Annotated in this window: 14 protein-coding genes; 6 read left to right on the forward strand and 8 right to left on the reverse strand. The window is 67.3% G+C overall.

Annotation, left to right across the window (positions count from 1 at the left end):
* Window positions 1-12: 12 nt before the first annotated feature.
* The 4 genes from ligD (ACIQF0_RS38250) to ACIQF0_RS38265 all read right to left on the reverse strand — a co-directional run bounded on the left by ligD (ACIQF0_RS38250) (window position 13) and on the right by ACIQF0_RS38265 (window position 4,249).
* Window positions 13-888 (reverse strand): non-homologous end-joining DNA ligase, encoded by an 876-nt coding sequence (ligD, locus tag ACIQF0_RS38250; RefSeq protein ID WP_401038196.1) that lies wholly within the window; start codon window positions 886-888, stop codon window positions 13-15.
* Entirely contained in the window at window positions 875-2,320 is a 1,446-nt protein-coding gene (gene ligD, locus ACIQF0_RS38255; protein ID WP_401038199.1) for a non-homologous end-joining DNA ligase, read from the reverse strand. Before ligD (ACIQF0_RS38255) ends, ligD (ACIQF0_RS38250) begins: the two co-directional genes overlap by 14 nt.
* The gene (locus ACIQF0_RS38260) at window positions 2,321-3,142 is read right to left on the reverse strand and encodes a Ku protein (RefSeq protein WP_401038202.1); all 822 of its coding nucleotides are present in this window, start codon (window positions 3,140-3,142) and stop codon (window positions 2,321-2,323) included. It lies immediately after the preceding gene.
* A gap of 129 nt (window positions 3,143-3,271) precedes the next feature.
* A complete protein-coding gene (locus tag ACIQF0_RS38265) occupies window positions 3,272-4,249 on the reverse strand; it encodes a tyrosine-type recombinase/integrase (RefSeq protein WP_401038577.1) in 978 nt (325 codons plus the stop codon).
* Between the two features lie 616 nt (window positions 4,250-4,865).
* On the opposite strand from ACIQF0_RS38265, the gene ACIQF0_RS38270 reads away from it, so the two are divergent.
* From ACIQF0_RS38270 to ACIQF0_RS38280, 3 genes are read left to right on the forward strand one after another with little or no spacing between them, the layout of a single operon-like run.
* Window positions 4,866-5,363: a DinB family protein gene (locus tag ACIQF0_RS38270; RefSeq protein WP_401038205.1), complete on the forward strand. Its 498-nt coding sequence runs from the start codon at window positions 4,866-4,868 to the stop codon at window positions 5,361-5,363.
* A 24-nt stretch (window positions 5,364-5,387) separates the two neighbouring features.
* The gene (locus tag ACIQF0_RS38275; protein ID WP_401038208.1) at window positions 5,388-6,188 is read left to right on the forward strand and encodes an LLM class flavin-dependent oxidoreductase; all 801 of its coding nucleotides are present in this window, start codon (window positions 5,388-5,390) and stop codon (window positions 6,186-6,188) included.
* Between the two features lie 37 nt (window positions 6,189-6,225).
* Window positions 6,226-7,023 carry an LLM class flavin-dependent oxidoreductase gene (locus ACIQF0_RS38280; RefSeq protein ID WP_401038210.1) on the forward strand — a complete coding sequence of 266 codons (798 nt, stop codon included), beginning with the start codon at window positions 6,226-6,228 and terminating at the stop codon, window positions 7,021-7,023.
* Here the strand turns inward: ACIQF0_RS38280 and ACIQF0_RS38285 are convergent.
* Together ACIQF0_RS38285 and ACIQF0_RS38290 are read right to left on the reverse strand one after the other, a co-directional pair.
* The gene (locus tag ACIQF0_RS38285) at window positions 7,012-7,572 is read right to left on the reverse strand and encodes a TetR/AcrR family transcriptional regulator (RefSeq protein ID WP_401038213.1); all 561 of its coding nucleotides are present in this window, start codon (window positions 7,570-7,572) and stop codon (window positions 7,012-7,014) included. The two genes, ACIQF0_RS38280 and ACIQF0_RS38285, sit on opposite strands and share 12 nt — an antisense overlap.
* A 9-nt stretch (window positions 7,573-7,581) precedes the next feature.
* Window positions 7,582-8,448 (reverse strand): SDR family NAD(P)-dependent oxidoreductase, encoded by an 867-nt coding sequence (locus ACIQF0_RS38290; RefSeq protein WP_401038216.1) that lies wholly within the window; start codon window positions 8,446-8,448, stop codon window positions 7,582-7,584.
* A gap of 94 nt (window positions 8,449-8,542) precedes the next feature.
* Here ACIQF0_RS38290 and ACIQF0_RS38295 point away from each other — a divergent pair, with 94 nt between their 5' ends.
* Both ACIQF0_RS38295 and ACIQF0_RS38300 read left to right on the forward strand, forming a co-directional pair.
* Window positions 8,543-9,094, forward strand: coding sequence for a cadmium resistance transporter (locus ACIQF0_RS38295; RefSeq protein WP_401038580.1), 552 nt, complete (start codon window positions 8,543-8,545; stop codon window positions 9,092-9,094).
* 28 nt (window positions 9,095-9,122) lie between these two features.
* Entirely contained in the window at window positions 9,123-12,032 is a 2,910-nt protein-coding gene (locus ACIQF0_RS38300) for an NACHT domain-containing protein (RefSeq protein ID WP_401038219.1), read from the forward strand.
* Here the strand turns inward: ACIQF0_RS38300 and ACIQF0_RS38305 are convergent.
* On the reverse strand, window positions 11,980-12,246 hold the full coding sequence (locus ACIQF0_RS38305; RefSeq protein ID WP_401038222.1) for a hypothetical protein: 267 nt from the start codon (window positions 12,244-12,246) through the stop codon (window positions 11,980-11,982). The genes ACIQF0_RS38300 and ACIQF0_RS38305 overlap by 53 nt on opposite strands.
* 2 nt (window positions 12,247-12,248) lie before the next feature.
* On the reverse strand, window positions 12,249-13,193 hold the full coding sequence (locus tag ACIQF0_RS38310; protein WP_401038225.1) for a helix-turn-helix transcriptional regulator: 945 nt from the start codon (window positions 13,191-13,193) through the stop codon (window positions 12,249-12,251).
* A gap of 52 nt (window positions 13,194-13,245) precedes the next feature.
* On the opposite strand from ACIQF0_RS38310, the gene ACIQF0_RS38315 reads away from it, so the two are divergent.
* Entirely contained in the window at window positions 13,246-14,331 is a 1,086-nt protein-coding gene (locus ACIQF0_RS38315; RefSeq protein ID WP_401038227.1) for an epoxide hydrolase family protein, read from the forward strand.

Below are 14,331 nucleotides of genomic sequence, written 5' to 3' on the forward strand. Positions count from 1 at the left end.
TCGGCCAGAATATCAACTCCCGAACAGATCACCCGCCGACTCGACCCGCTCCAGCACCTCGTCCGCCGTGAACACCAGGTCCTCCACGACCTCGCAGTCCTCGACCTCGTCCCACGTCACCGGCGCCGACACCGCCGGCCGCTCCCGAGCCCGCAACGAATACGGCGCGATGGTGGTCTTCGCCGTGTTGTTCTGCGACCAGTCGATGAACACCTTCCCCGGCCGCTGCGCCTTCGCCATCGTCGACACGACCAGCTCCGGATGCTCCTGCGCCAACCGCTGCGCCACCGCCTTCGCGTACTCCGACGTGTCCTTCGCCGGCGCGTACGCGTACACCTGCATGCCCTTGTTGCCCGACGTCTTCGCCCACGAGTCCACGCCGTCGTCGTCCAGCACCACCCGCACCTGCTCCGCGACCCGGCAACACTCCACCACCGACGCCGGCGCACCCGGATCCAGGTCGAACACCAGCAGGTCAGGATCCCGCTTGCCCCCGCGCGGCCCCACCGTCCACTGCGGCACGTGCAACTCCAGCGCCGCCAGGTTCGCCAGCCACACCAACGTCGCCAGCTCGTCCACCATCACGTAGTTGACGGTCTCGTTGCCCTTCGAACTGCCCGGCGACTCCAGCCGCATCGTCCGCACCCAGTCCGGACGATGCTCCGGCGCGTTCTTCTCGAAGAACCACTTCCCGTCCACCCCGTTCGGATAACGCTTCAACGTCACCGGACGGTCCTTCAGATGCGGCAACAGCACCGGCGCGATCCGGGTGTAGTAATCGATCACCTCACCCTTGGTGAACCCGAACTCCGGATACAACAACTTGTCCAGGTTCGTCAGCTTCAACACCCGGTCCTCGACCCTCACGGTCGCGTCACTGCTGGTCAACCCGACGCACCTCCTCCGGCGTCTTGTCCGGCCGCAACCCGCGCCACGCCGGAAACCGCATCCGCCCGTCCGGCGTCCACTGCCGGAACACCACCTCCGCCACCAACTCCGGCTCCACCCACAACGCACCCTTCGCCCGTTCCCGCGGCATCTCCGTCACGAACGGCGAACCCTTGCGCGCCAACGCCTTCAACCGCGGCGTCAACACCGCCAGCTCCGCGTCGTTGAACCCCGTGCCCACCGACCCGGCGAACGCCAGCCCGCCGTCCTGGGGGATACCCAGCAACAGCGCCCCCACCACACCCGCACGCTTGCCCTCACCCATCCGCCAGCCGCCGATCACCACCTCCTGCGCCAGCAGGTCCGTGATCTTGCGCCACACCGGACTGCGCGTCCCCGGCTGATACGCCGAATCCAGCCGCTTCGCCACCACGCCTTCCAAGCCCTGCTCACGGCTCGCCGCCAGCACCGCGGCACCGTCCTCGTCGTAGGACGGGGGAGTCAGCCAGTTCGAGCCCTTCAACTCCAGGCTTCGGAGCAGATCACGACGTTGCCGGAAGGGGAGAGGCATCGTGGAACTGCCATCCAGGTGCAGCAGGTCGAACAACAGCAACGTGGCCGGAAACTGCCTCGCCGCCCGCCGCGCGGCCTCCGACTTCGTCACGTGCATCCGGTTCTGCAACGCGCTGAAACTCGGCCTGCCGTTCTGCAACGCCACGATCTCCCCGTCGAGCAGCGCCTCCGTCGACCCCAACTGCTCACCCACGCCCTGCAGCTCCGGATAGGCGACCGTGATGTCGTTGCCCAGCCGCGACCACGCCTGCACACGGCCACCCTCGACCCTCAGGATCGCCCGGACGCCGTCCCACTTGAACTCGTAAGCCCAAAGATCATCATCGTCCTGGGGGAGGGGACCGGGAACAGCGAGCATCGGCTTCAGCTGCTCCGGCAAGGTCTTCCAGTCCGGACGCGCCGCAGCGTGCCGGCGCTTCATCATCCAGTTCTTCTCGTCCTTGCCCGACCGGAAGAACACGAACTGACCCTGCACCCGATGACCGTGCAGAACAACGTCCACCTCACGGTCCGACCACTTCACCGTCTCATAGCGGCCCCGGTCCCAGATGACCATCTCACCGCCGCCGTACTCACCCTTCGGAATCTCCCCGGAGAACTGCGCGTACTCCAACGGATGATCCTCGGTGTGCACAGCCAGACGCACCACATCAGTCGTGGACGGCAAACCCTTCGGCACCGCCCACGACACCAAAACCCCATCACGCTCCAACCGCACATCCCAATGCAGGCTGCTCGCGTGATGCTCCTGAATCACGAACGTGTCGTTGTCACCCTTCGGCAACTCGTCCGCGCTCGGAACGGGCTCCGGCGTCCTGGCCGGATCCCTCTTGCGCCGGTACTCGTCGAGCCCGGCCATCTACGCCGACGAGGCCTTCTTCTTCGGCGGCGCCTTCTTCTCGCTCTTCCGCCCGGCCTTCGCCTTCTCCACACTGCGCTCCAGCGCCGTCATCAGATCGATGACATCGCCCTTGTCCTCGGCCTCCGGCTGCTCGGGCAACTCCGCACCCTCCGCCTTCGCCGCGATCACCTTCTCCAGCGCGTCCCGGTAGTCGTCGGTGAACGTGTCCGGATCGAAGTCACCCGCCATCGACTCCACCAGCGACGTCGCCATCTTCAACTCCTGCGGCCGCACCTCCACGTCCTGGTCCAGGAAGTCGAACTCCGCCTTGCGGATCTCGTCCGGCCACAACATCGTGTGCATCACCAGCACGTCATCCCGCGCCCGGATCGTCGCCAGCGTCTCCTTCTGCCGGATCGTGATCTTCACGACCGCCAACTGACCGGTTTTGACGAGAGCGTCCCGCAACAGCACGTACGGTCGTGCCGCCGCCTTGTCCGGCTCCAGGTAGTACGTCTTCTGGAAGTAGATCGGATCGATCTCCTCCGCCGGCACGAACTCCAGAACGTCGATCGACTTGTCCGTCTTCACCGGCAACTTGTCGAAGTCCTCGTTCTCCATGATCACCATCCGGCCGTCGTCCAACTCATAGCCCTTGGTGATGTCGCCGTACTCGACCTCTTCGCCGCACACCGAACAGACGCGCTTGTACTTGATGCGCCCGCCGTCCTCCCGGTGCACCTGGTTGAAACGGAAGTCGTGCTCCTCGACAGCCGTGTAGAGGCGCACGGCGATCGTCACCAACCCGAAGGAGATGGCCCCACGCCACACGGATCTCATTCTCATTGGGTACCCCTGAAATGCGGTTTTCGCACTATCAGGTCACCCACTTGGCCTAACGATCCGGCAACCGGGCGACCCCCGGCACAAGCGTCATAGCCGAGCGTGCCGCATCCCGGTGGAGCACCGCTAGATGTCCTTGAGCGCCCGATACGTCCTGTTGCTGGCCACCGCGGCCCGTCTCTCACGCGCCGTCGCCTCGATGTAGTTCTGACTCGTCGCCAGACTCGCGTGCCCCAGCAACGCCATGATCTCGCTCGCGTTCGCCCCGTCCTCGGCCAGCCGCGTCGCGAACGTGTGCCTCAACGCGTGCAGACTCGCGCCCGTCGGCACGCGGTCGTTCAACCCCGCCCACCGGAAACACGACTTGACCAGGTACTCCAGCCCACCCCGCCCGATCGGCTCACCGTGGCGATCCCGCAGCAACGCCGACTCACGATCGAACCGCCCCTGAGGAAAACGCTGCCTGCAGCTCTTGAGGTAGGCGTCCACGATCCGCTCCATCGGCGGCTCGATGGGGACACTGCGGTCCCGGTTGCCCTTGCCCTTCACGTGCAACCGCTGATCACCCTCCCGCCCGACCACGCTCGCCAACGTCAGCGTCCGCATCTCCGCACTCCGCAGCCCCGCGACCAGCCCCAGCGCGATGACCAGCACGTCCCGCTCGGGCCACGGATCACGCCCCTTGCTCGCACCCTCCGCCGCGGCCGTGAGCAACTGCTCGGGCGTGTCCTCACCACGCAGCGGCTTGGGCACGAGCGGAGGCGTCTTCGGCCGGGCGATAGCGCCCATCGGGTTGCCGGCGATGAGGTCCTCGGCCACGCAGAACGTCAGGAACTGATTCCACGTGGACCAGGCCCGCAGCACGGAACTCTTGGCGTGGGTGTCCGCGAACAACCCGAAAGCCTGACGGAGGTTCGCCCCGGTGAGCTGGCCCATGACTAGTTCCTCGACGGGGGAGAGGAGGGCCTCGGCCAGGAGTGTGTTCACGCCGGAGAGATCCCGCTGGTAGGCCGCTGTGGTGTGCGGGGAGTCCTTGCGGGTCCGGCGGGCGAGGAAGAAGGCGTCCTGGGCGGCGAGCACGTGCATATGGATCTTGTACCGCACACCACCGACAATTCCGCGCACTGTGCTGGATAATGGCGATTATGCATGAAATGTCCGTTTCGCCGGGATTCGACGTGGCGGAGGAAGCCGCTGGACCAGGTGGCGTCACTTGGTGGGGATCGCGAACGTAATGGCGCCCCGCCACGTACGTCTCACTGACGACACGTCGGTGTCGACCGCGCTCCGACATCGCCGTGGATCTGATGTTGTGGCGTCTGCAAGCGCAGCCGGCCTGCCCGTTGGCTGTGACTTGCAGACGCGCCAACACGGGCGTTTCAGCCCCTTCTGAGACGATCTTCGCAGGTCGCCGTTTCGCCGATAATCTACATTATGTCAAGTAACGGAGATCTGGGCCGCTCCGGCGACTCTCCCGCGCCCTGTCCCTTGGTCTGTCGTGGCTTGGATCTGTTCTTCTCTTCACGACCGGCGCACGCGTCCGTTGCGCCTCGGCTCGGCGACGCTGCTGTCGGTGGTGCGCTCGCGGTGATCCTGTGGGCACACACCAGCGGAGCGTCCTGAAGGTCCGCTCTGCTGCTCCGCCGCGTTCGGTCTTACGTCACCGTGGCGATAAAGGTTCGCGGGAACCGGACCGCGCTCGGCTGGCATCCTCGATGTCATGATCGATGAGTTCGCCAAGGAATACCTGCACAGCGATCTGCGTGAGTTGCGCGAGGCGCTGGTGTGGAAGCTGGACGGGTTGGCCGAGTCGGAGGTACGGCGTCCGCTCGTGGCGTCCGGGACGAACCTGCTGGGGTTGGTGAAGCATCTGACGTTGTCGGAGTCGCGGTATTTCGGTGAGGTGTTCGGGCGGCCGTTTCCTGAGCCGATGCCGCGGTGGGACGACTTGGCGGCGCGTGGGTTGGACATGCGGGCGACCGAGTCTGAGTCGCGTGAGGAGATCGTGGAGCGTTATCGGCGCGTGTGGGCGCATTCGGACGCGACGATCTCTGCGCTTGCGGTGGACTCCCCTGGGCATGTGCCGTGGTGGCCGCGTCCGGACGTGATGTTGTTCAACATTCTTGTGCACGTGCTGACGGAGACGGCTCGTCATGCGGGGCACGCGGACATCCTGCGGGAGCAGATCGACGGCGCGACCGGTGAGGGGCGCTGGTGAGGGTGCTGGGGCAGACTCCCCCGCATGCGTTTTGCGATCTACGTGCCTTGTTATGGCGAGACCTATGGCGATCCGTCTGTTCTGGTGTCGCTGGCCGTTGAGGCCGAGGCGGCCGGCTGGGACGGGTTCTTCATGTGGGATCACCTGGTGGCGGAGCCGTTGGTGGCTGATCCGTGGGTGACGTTGGGGGCGGTGGCGGCGCGGACGTCGCGGATCACGTTGGGGCCGATGATCACGCCTGTCCCCCGGCGTCGTCCGTGGAAGCTGGCTGTGGAGGCGTCGACCTTGCAGCGGTTGTCGGGTGGGCGGTTGGTGCTCGGGGTGGGGATGGGTGTGCCTCGGGATTACACGTCGTTCGGTGAGGCGTCGGATGCGCGGTCGCGTGCGGCGCGGTTGACCGAGGGTGTGGAGTTGGTGCAGGAGTTGCTCTCGGGTGAGCCGGTGGAGCATCGGGGTGGTGTGTTCGAGGCGTCCGGGGTGCGGTTGGCGCCGGTGGAGGTGCCGGTGTGGACGTCGGGGATCTGGCCGCGGAAGGTGCCGTTCCTGGCGGCGGCGCGGGCGTCGGGGTTGTTTCCGATCATTCAGGACGGGTCGGGTGGGTTCGCGGTGGCGTCTGCTGAGCAGGCGGCGTTGATGAAGGCTGAGTTCGTGGCCGCGGGTGGGCCGGTGGACGGGGATTTGGCGATCTGGGGTGGTGGGGCGCGGCCGTCGGTGGCGCAGGTGTCGGAGTTCGCGGATGCCGGGGCGACGTGGTTGTTGCTGGATGGGTGGAAGGCGTCGCTTTCGGAGCTGCGTTCGTACGTTTCCGCTGGTCCGCCGCGTTAGAACGATCTTGTCGGGGGTGCTTGCCACACTGAGGGGCATGGATTACGCGATCTATGTTCCTTCGTTCGGTTCGTCTCTCGGTGATCCTTCGGTGCTGGTGTCGCTGGCTGTGGAGGCTGAGGAGGCAGGGTGGGACGGGTTCTTCCTGTGGGATCACGTGGTGGTGCCGGAGGAGCCTGTGGTGGCTGATGTCTGGGTGACGTTGGGGGCGGTGGCGGCGCGGACGTCGAGGCTTCGGCTGGGGCCGTTGGTGACGTCGCTGGGGCGTCGGCGGCCGTGGAAGGTGGCGTTGGAGGCGTCGACCCTGCAGCGGTTGTCGGGTGGGCGGTTGGTGCTCGGGGTGGGTGCGGGTGTGCCGCAGGACTACTCCCCCTTCGGCGAGCGTGCGTCGCGTGCCGGTGCGATGTCGGAGGGCGTCGAGTTGCTGCGGGCGTTGTTGTCGGGTGCCGAGGTGGAGCATCGGGGTGCGTTGTTCGAGGTGTCGGGTGTGCGGTTCGCGCCGGTGGAGGTGCCGATCTGGGTCGGCGGGAACTGGCCGCGTTCGACGCCGTTTCGTGCGGCGGAGCATGCGGCGGGTGTGGTGCCGGCGACGTTCGGCCCTGACGGCCTGGTGGTGCTCTCCCCTGACGACGCCGCTCGGTTGAAGGCGGACTTCGTGGCGTCGGGCGGCCGTGCCGACGGTGATGTCGTGCTGTGGGGTGGCGGCGTGTTGCCGGAGGAGGTGAAGGAGTACGCGGACGCTGGTGTGACGTGGATGCTGACCGATGGCGGCGCGCGGGGGCTTGATGAGTTGCGGGCGTTCGTGGCGGCGGGTCCGCCGCGGTCAGGCGTGTAGGCCGCGGAGCAGGGTTTCGAGGTAGCGGCGTGCGGTGGCGAGCCGGTCGGCTGGGCCGGCGCTGTGCACGTAGGTGGCGTAGGAGATGCCGCACATGAGCGGGACGAGGTCGTCGTCGTGCACGTCGGGGCGGACGGTTCCGGCGTCGCGGGCGCGGGCGAGCAGTTTGGCGCCGGTGGCCAGGATCTGTGCTTTGAGTTCGGTGGTGCGTGGCAGCACGTCTTCGGTGGTGGCGGCGACCTTGACGAGTGCGGGGTCGGTGACCTGGCCTTCGACGAGCCTGGTGAGGAAGTCGGCGAAGGCTTTCCACGGGTCGTCGTGGGTGAGGGCTTGTTCGCCGTGGCCGGCGAGTGCTTCGAGGCAGGGCGTGGCGACGGTTTCGAGGAGCGCTTCGGTGGTCGGGAAGTGCCGGTAGACCGTGCCGACGCCCAGTCCTGCGCGGCGGGCGACGTCGTTGAGCTGCAGCGGGGTGCCTTCGTCGACGAGTTCTCTGGCGACGGTGAGGATGTGCTCCCAGTTGCGGGCGGCGTCCTTTCGCTGCGGCGTCATGTCTCCAGCTTAATTGGATACGCCATCCGGAACGTGGACGAGTGGCGCGTGCCTCTCGCTGAGCTTGCGCACGGCCTGTTGGACGCGTGGGTCTGTGGCCGCGCGGTTGGGTGAGACGGGGGTGGCGCGTCGTCCGATCACGGTGCCTGAGGCCAGCGTCGTGTCGGTGGCGGCGAGGATCGAGGGCCGGGCGGCGACGGAGGCGGGTCCGGAGGTGGCCCGTTCGAAGGTGCGGCGGACCAGCGGCCACAGCAGCCGCAGTCCAGGTGACACGATCTTGGGTGTGCGCAACGTGCCGTCGGTCATGTCGGTGGCCGCGCCGCCGGGGTCGGCCGCGAGCACGGCCACCTTGGTCTGCCGCTGGGCGAGGTCGAGGGTGTAGGCGAGGTTCGCGAGCTTGGCGCGCCCGTACCAGTGGAACCCGTAGTAGCCGCCGGACGGCTCGACCTCGTCGAACACCTTCTTGGCGGTCGCGATCGACCCGGAGGTCACGTTGACGACTCGCCCGGTCAGCGTCGGCAGCAGCAGTTCGGTGAGCAGGTAGGGCGAGAGGTGGTTGACCACGAAGGACGCTTCGAGGCCGTCGATCTCGGTGTGGTCGGCGAACATGGCGCCGACGTTGTTGACCAGCACCTCCACCTCCCCTTCCGCGGCGATCCGCGTGGCGAGCGCACGCACCTCGTCGAGCGAGGCGAGGTCGGCCTGCAGGAACCGCGCGGGCTCCCCTCCCCCGGCGTTGATCTTCTCGACGGCCCGCGCGCCACGTTCGGCGTTGCGCCCGACGACGGTGACGGCGAACCCCGCCTGAGCGAGTCCGAGCGCCGTCTCCAGCCCGATGCCGCCGGTCCCCGCGGTGACCACTGCTCTGCGTGCCATGACAATCCCCAATCCGGATAGCTGATCCGCTTGAGATCGACGCTAGCACACATCCGGATGAGCTATCCGCTTCAAGGTGAGCAAGAATGCCGCCGTGGATCTTGGGGTGATCGGCCAGGCGGCAGGCATGTTCGCGGTGACGAACGTCGACGACCTGGTGCTCCTCGCGCTGTTCTTCGCGCGGGCGAAGTCGGCCTGGCAGGTCGTGACGGCCCAGTACCTGGGCTTCACCGCCATCCTCGCGATAGCCGTCATCGGCGCCCTGGGCGCGTCCCTGCTCCCCGCCCAGTTCCGCCCGTGGCTGGGCCTGATCCCCCTGGCACTGGGCCTCAAAGCCGCCTGGTCCCTGTGGCGAGGCTCCGACGACGATGACGAACCGGCCGCCGCTCCCGGCGTCCTCGCGATGGCCGGCGTGACCCTCGCGAACGGCGGCGACAACATCGGCATCTACGTCCCGGTCTTCGCCGTGGCGGACTCGCTGTGGGTCTACGTCGCCGTGTTCCTGCTCCTGGTCGGCGTGTGGTGCCTGGCGGGCTGGTTCCTGGCCTCCCGTCAGGTGGTGGCACGAGCCCTGGCCAAGTGGGGCCACATCGCTCTTCCGGTCGTACTGATCGCCATTGGTCTTTTGGTGTTGTTCTCGGCCTGATCAAGCGGCGGTCAGGTACACATTTCGGGTGCGAAAGACCTACAGCTACAACGAGGCCGTCAAGATCCTCGGCGGCAAGGAGCACCCGATCGTCGCCGCCATGGACAAGGTCCTGGGCGGGTTGCTGCTCCTGGGTTCGTTGGGCATGTGGGAGGTGCTGTCCCTCTTCGACGCCAAGCCGGACTTCCTCCGCCTGAGCAACGAGCTGATCTCCAAGGTCTCCCAGAAGCGTCGAGGCGTGAGCCGCTACACCCGCACACAGCAGCTGCACGCCGCGCACGCGGTCTTGGTGATGACGGCGTACTTCGAGGCGTTCGACGAACAGCAGCCCCACGTGAAGCTCACCAGAGAGGACCGCGACCTAGTTGCGAAGTTCAACCCGTGGGAGCTGGAACTGCCGCTTCCATCGGTGGGACGTTCCTACGAAGACAACCTGGTCGTTCTGGAACGCACTTACGACATGCTCTCCTCTGAACTGTGCGCCGTGGTCAGGAGTCTGGCGTTCTGGGATGGCCTCGACAGGACCGAACAGGCACGAGTGCACAGCGCGGTTTATCGCGTCGTGGGACGGGCGCTGGAGCGGTACCAGGAGTTGCTCGGGCAGCTCGCCGCCGAGTTTCCCGAGATCAGGTTCTGGTGCGCGATCGAGGACGCACGATCGGCGCGCAAGGCATTGGCACGACTGGAGGACGTGCTCAGCGAGACCACCACCGACCTGAAGCCCGAGGTGCGGCTGGCCGAGCTGGCCGGCGCCTATCGCGGCGCGTTGCGGCGGCTGTTGGTGAAGTCGACCGAGGTGCCCGACGGCGTGCGGATTCCGAGCCTGTCCGACGCCTACGTCGATCCCCGGTTCCAGGTCGTGACCGACACGGACCGGGCCCTGGCGCCGTCCGTGCTCGCGTGGTGGGACGAGGTACCCGTCCGTGACGATCTCTACGCCTACCTGGCGGGGTACCTGACCTCGCCGGAGGCGTTGGCGGCTCCTCTGCTCGTGCTGGGTGATCCGGGTTCGGGCAAGTCGGTGCTGACCGAAATGCTCGCGGCGCGGTTACCGGAGTCGGACTTCGCCGTCGTGCGGGTGGAGCTCCGCTGCACACCTTCGGACGCCGATCTGGTGCACCAGATCGAGTGCGGCCTGCACACGCTGCTACAGGAACCGGTGAGCTGGGCGGACTTCTCCCGCCACACCGGTGGCGCGTTGCCGTTGGTGTTGCTGGACGGGTTTGACGAACTGTTGCAGGCCACCGGCGTCAGCCAGACCCAGTACCTGACGAAGATCGCCGAGCTCCAGCAGCGCTTCGAGGACATGGGCAGGCCGGCGGTGTTCGTGGTGACGAGCCGGTTGAGCGTGTGCGCGGGCCTGGAGATGCCGCTGGGCACGCAGGTCGTGCGGCTGCTGCCGTTCGACGACGGCCAGGTCCGCTCCTGGTTGGACGTGTGGAACGCGGTCAACCGCACGCTGCCTGCCGAGACCGTGTTGCGCTACCGGGATCTCGCCGCGCAGCCGTTGTTGTTGCTGATGCTGGCGTTGTACGACGCGGTCGACGCATCCTTCCAGCGCGACCACCTGAGCCTGAGCCGCGGGCAGCTGTACAAGCGCCTGCTCGACCTGTTCGCCCGGCGCGAGGTGACCAAGAGCGGTGAGTCCCGCTCCCCTGCCGATCTGGACCGGGACGTCGAGTTCGAGCTGGACCGGTTGTCGGTGGTGGCGCTCGCGATGTTCAACCGCGGTGTGCAGTGGATCGCCGAGCAGGAGGTGACGGCGGACCTCGTCGCGCTGCTCGGAATCGACTCCCCGGACAGGCTGGTGGGAACCCACACCCGCCTGTCGGCCGGTGAGACGGTGCTGGGCCGGTTCTTCTTCGTGCAGAAGACCGAGGCCGTTCGCGAGGACAAGACCACGTTGCGGACCTACGAGTTCCTGCACGCCACCTTCGGCGAGTACCTCGTGGCGCGATTCGTCTGGAACAGATTCACGGAACTGCGGGAGGAGGACCGGGCCCGGTCGAAGCGCAAGGCCTCGGCGGACGACACCGAGCTCTACGCCGTGCTGTCCTACATGGCGCTCGTGACGAGCAAACCGGTGCTGGACTTCCTGCGGGAGTTTGCGGCGACGTCTGACCGGGATGGGCTGTTCGACCTGGTCTCGCGCTTGTTCGCGGCCCGAGATGAGACGAGGAAGTCGCGTGGCGACTACACGCTGGTGGCGTTGCCCGACTCAGTGCGGGACGCGAAGTACTCGCTCAACCTCGTGGTGCTGGCATTGGCGTTGCGGGAACGGCTCTTCGCCGACGAGCTGGGCGTGAGCGTGGACGACTGGCAGCGGCTGACCCTGTTCTGGAAATCGCGGCTGTCGTCGAGCGAGTGGGCGAACGTGGTGCTGTGGTTCTGGGTCGATCGCGACACCACCCGGCACTTCGCGGTGAGCCTGAGCAAGCACGAACGTGAAATCCACGCCGAGTGGCTTCTGATGTCGGAGCCGTACGTGACGTTGGACGAAGTCAGCATGACGCTGCGAGACGCAGTGATGCCACTGACGTCCCAGCACGGCATCGCCGTGGCAGCAACGCTGATCGACTTGATGTCGACTCCGGTCGAGAGGTGCCTGCCCGCTCTCAACCGGCTTTACGCGCTCACGGGCGGCAGGTCGCTGTTCTGGCGTGAGTTCTTCGCGAGGCTGGGCGCTGGTGGCGATGACGTCGAGCTGATGCGGCAGTTCGCGGAGGGAATCTTTGTCGCGAACATCAATGACTCGGTGGGAGGGCTGCTGAAGCTTCACGATCTTGGGGTGGACGGGAGCGCCATCAACCCCGCCCGGTTCGGTCTTGCGGGCAACCTGGAACGTTTCAATCAGGATTCCGTTCGGGAGCTGCGACCTGATCTGGTCAAGCGGGCCAGGCGGGCGGCGGAGGAACTGGGGGTCGCGTTGACGTGGTGAACTCGGCGGCCAGCGCCTCAAGCTCCTGCTCGCTCAGGTCGCGCTCCCCCACCCGCCGCAGCAACTCCCGCCGCGAGCACACGACGATCGCCCCAGGCCGCTGCCCGAGGTCCGCGGCGGACACGATCTCCGCCTCCCCGTTGTGCACGACCAGGACCGGGTCGGGCGTCTCGGTGTAGAGCAGGTGCTCGATGTCCCGTCCGGTGATGGCCATGGTCAGTCTTGTACGGCTCGGGCGTAGCGGGCCGCAAGAGAGCGAACGTGTGCCACCAGCTCCGGTGGCGAGGTGACCTCGAAGTCGAAGCCGAGCACGCCGATCCACACGGCGAGCGTTTCGACGGAGTCGGAGCCGGTCACGAGCACGCAGGACGCGTCATCCACGGCTTCGACGGTGCCGATGTAGGCGTTGATGCGGGCGGCCACGACGTCGGCCGGGGCGCGGACCACGACTCGGGCCTGGAAGCGCCAGGCGGCCTGGTTCACGCGGGAGGCGACGTAGGTGGTGGCGTCGAAGTCTCGTGGGGTGAAGCGCGGGCCGAAAGGTGGTTGGGGTGGGGTGATGCGGTCCACGCGGAAGCTGCGCCAGTCCTGTTTGTCGGCGTCCCAGGCGACGAGGTACCAGCGGCGGCCCCAGTTGACGAGGCGGTGGGGTTCCACTCGGCGGCGGGTCGGGGTGCCGTCGTGGGCCTGGTAGTCGAAGCGCAGGGTGTCGCTGTCGCGGCAGGCCGCGGCCAGGACCGTCAGCAGCTCCGGATCGAGAGCCGGGGCTGGGGAGTCTCGGGGGACGGATTCGATCTGTTCCAGGGCGGAGACGCGGTGGCGCAGGCGGGACGGGAGGACCTGTTCGAGCTTGAGCAGCGCGCGCAGGGAGACCTCCTCCAGGCCCGTGACGGCGTTGGTGCGCAGGGCGGCCGCTACGGCTACGGCCTCGTTGTCGTCGAGCAGCAGGGGTGGGAGTTCGGCGCCGGCGCCGAGGCGGTAGCCGCCGAACGAACCTGTGGTGGCGTTGACGGGGTAGCCGAGTTCGCGCAGGCGGTCGACGTCGCGGCGGACTGTGCGGGGGCTGATGCGCAGTTCGTCGGCCAGTTCGCTGCCCTGCCAGTCGCGGCGTGACTGCAGCAGGGCGAGCAGGCGCAGCAGGCGCGCCGAGGTTTCCAACATGGACGGACACTTTAGGACAGAGGCTGGCCGCAAGCGTCGTTAGCCTTGGGTTATGACGGAGATCAGGGAATTCCACATCGCGATCGACGACGCCGACATCGACGAGTTGCGGCTTCGTCTGACGCGGACGCGGTGGACCGACCAGGTGCCGGGGGCCGGGTCGCTCTACGGCGACGACGTCGCGGACGTGAAGGAGATGGCGCGGTACTGGGCCGGGGAGTTCGACTGGCGGGCCGTGGAGGCGCGGCTCAACTCCTTCCCGCAGTTCGTCACCGAGATCGACGGCACGAACGTTCACTTCCTGCACGTCACGAGCCCGAACCCGGACGCGTTGCCGATCATGCTGATCCACGGCTGGCCCGGCTCGGTCATGGAGTTCGTGGACGTCGTGGAGCACCTGCGCGAGGACCACCACCTGGTCATCCCCTCGATCCCCGGTTTCGGGTTCTCCGGGCCGACCACCGAGACGGGCTGGCACTCCGGGCGGATCGCGAAGGCGTTCGCGGAGCTGATGGCGCGGCTGGGCTACCAGCGCTACGGGGTGCACGGCAACGACGCGGGGGCGATCATCGCGCCGCAGCTCGGGCAGGTCGACCCCGAGCACGTCGTGGGCGTGCACGTGACGCAGATCTTCTCGTTCCCCTCGGGTGACCCGGCCGAGATGGAGGGCCTGACCGAGGACGACCACCGCCGGCTCGGCGTGCTGCAGAACTTCTGGGAGACGATGTCCGGGTACGCGAAGCTGCAGCAGGCGCGGCCGCAGAACGTGGCGTTCGCGCTCGCGGACTCCCCCGTCGGTCAGCTCGCCTGGACGATGCAGCTGATGGGCGAACCGGCCGTCACGAAGGACTTCCTGCTCGCGAACGTGGCGATCTACTGGTTCACCGCGACCGCCGGGTCGAGCGCGCGGCTGTACTTCGAGGACGCGCACCGCGAGGACCAGCCGGCCGAGCCGACGACGGTGCCGATGGGCGTCGCGATCTTCCCCGACGACTTCCAGACCATCCGCCGCTTCGCCGAGCGCGATCACCACAACCTGGTGCACTGGTCGGAGTTCGAGACGGGCGGGCACTACTCCGGGCACGACTCGCCGGAGCTGCTGGCGGGCGACCTGAAGGTGTTCTTCGCCAAGATGTAG

Origin of the sequence: Lentzea sp. NPDC092896, assembly GCF_044754905.1 — a bacterium.
Taxonomy (GTDB): domain Bacteria; phylum Actinomycetota; class Actinomycetes; order Mycobacteriales; family Pseudonocardiaceae; genus Lentzea.

Excerpts from the sequence above, each read along its gene's own strand:
- ligD (WP_401038199.1), bottom strand. The coding sequence starts at position 2,320 with ATGGCCGGGCTCGACGAGTACCGGCGCAAGAGGGATCCGGCCAGGACG.
- ACIQF0_RS38260 (WP_401038202.1), bottom strand. The coding sequence starts at position 3,142 with ATGAGATCCGTGTGGCGTGGGGCCATCTCCTTCGGGTTGGTGACGATC.
- ACIQF0_RS38270 (WP_401038205.1), top strand. The coding sequence starts at position 4,866 with ATGATCGATGAGTTCGCCAAGGAATACCTGCACAGCGATCTGCGTGAG.
- ACIQF0_RS38275 (WP_401038208.1), top strand. The coding sequence starts at position 5,388 with ATGCGTTTTGCGATCTACGTGCCTTGTTATGGCGAGACCTATGGCGAT.
- ACIQF0_RS38280 (WP_401038210.1), top strand. The coding sequence starts at position 6,226 with ATGGATTACGCGATCTATGTTCCTTCGTTCGGTTCGTCTCTCGGTGAT.
- ACIQF0_RS38285 (WP_401038213.1), bottom strand. The coding sequence starts at position 7,572 with ATGACGCCGCAGCGAAAGGACGCCGCCCGCAACTGGGAGCACATCCTC.
- ACIQF0_RS38290 (WP_401038216.1), bottom strand. The coding sequence starts at position 8,448 with ATGGCACGCAGAGCAGTGGTCACCGCGGGGACCGGCGGCATCGGGCTG.
- ACIQF0_RS38305 (WP_401038222.1), bottom strand. The coding sequence starts at position 12,246 with ATGGCCATCACCGGACGGGACATCGAGCACCTGCTCTACACCGAGACG.
- ACIQF0_RS38310 (WP_401038225.1), bottom strand. The coding sequence starts at position 13,193 with ATGTTGGAAACCTCGGCGCGCCTGCTGCGCCTGCTCGCCCTGCTGCAG.
- ACIQF0_RS38315 (WP_401038227.1), top strand. The coding sequence starts at position 13,246 with ATGACGGAGATCAGGGAATTCCACATCGCGATCGACGACGCCGACATC.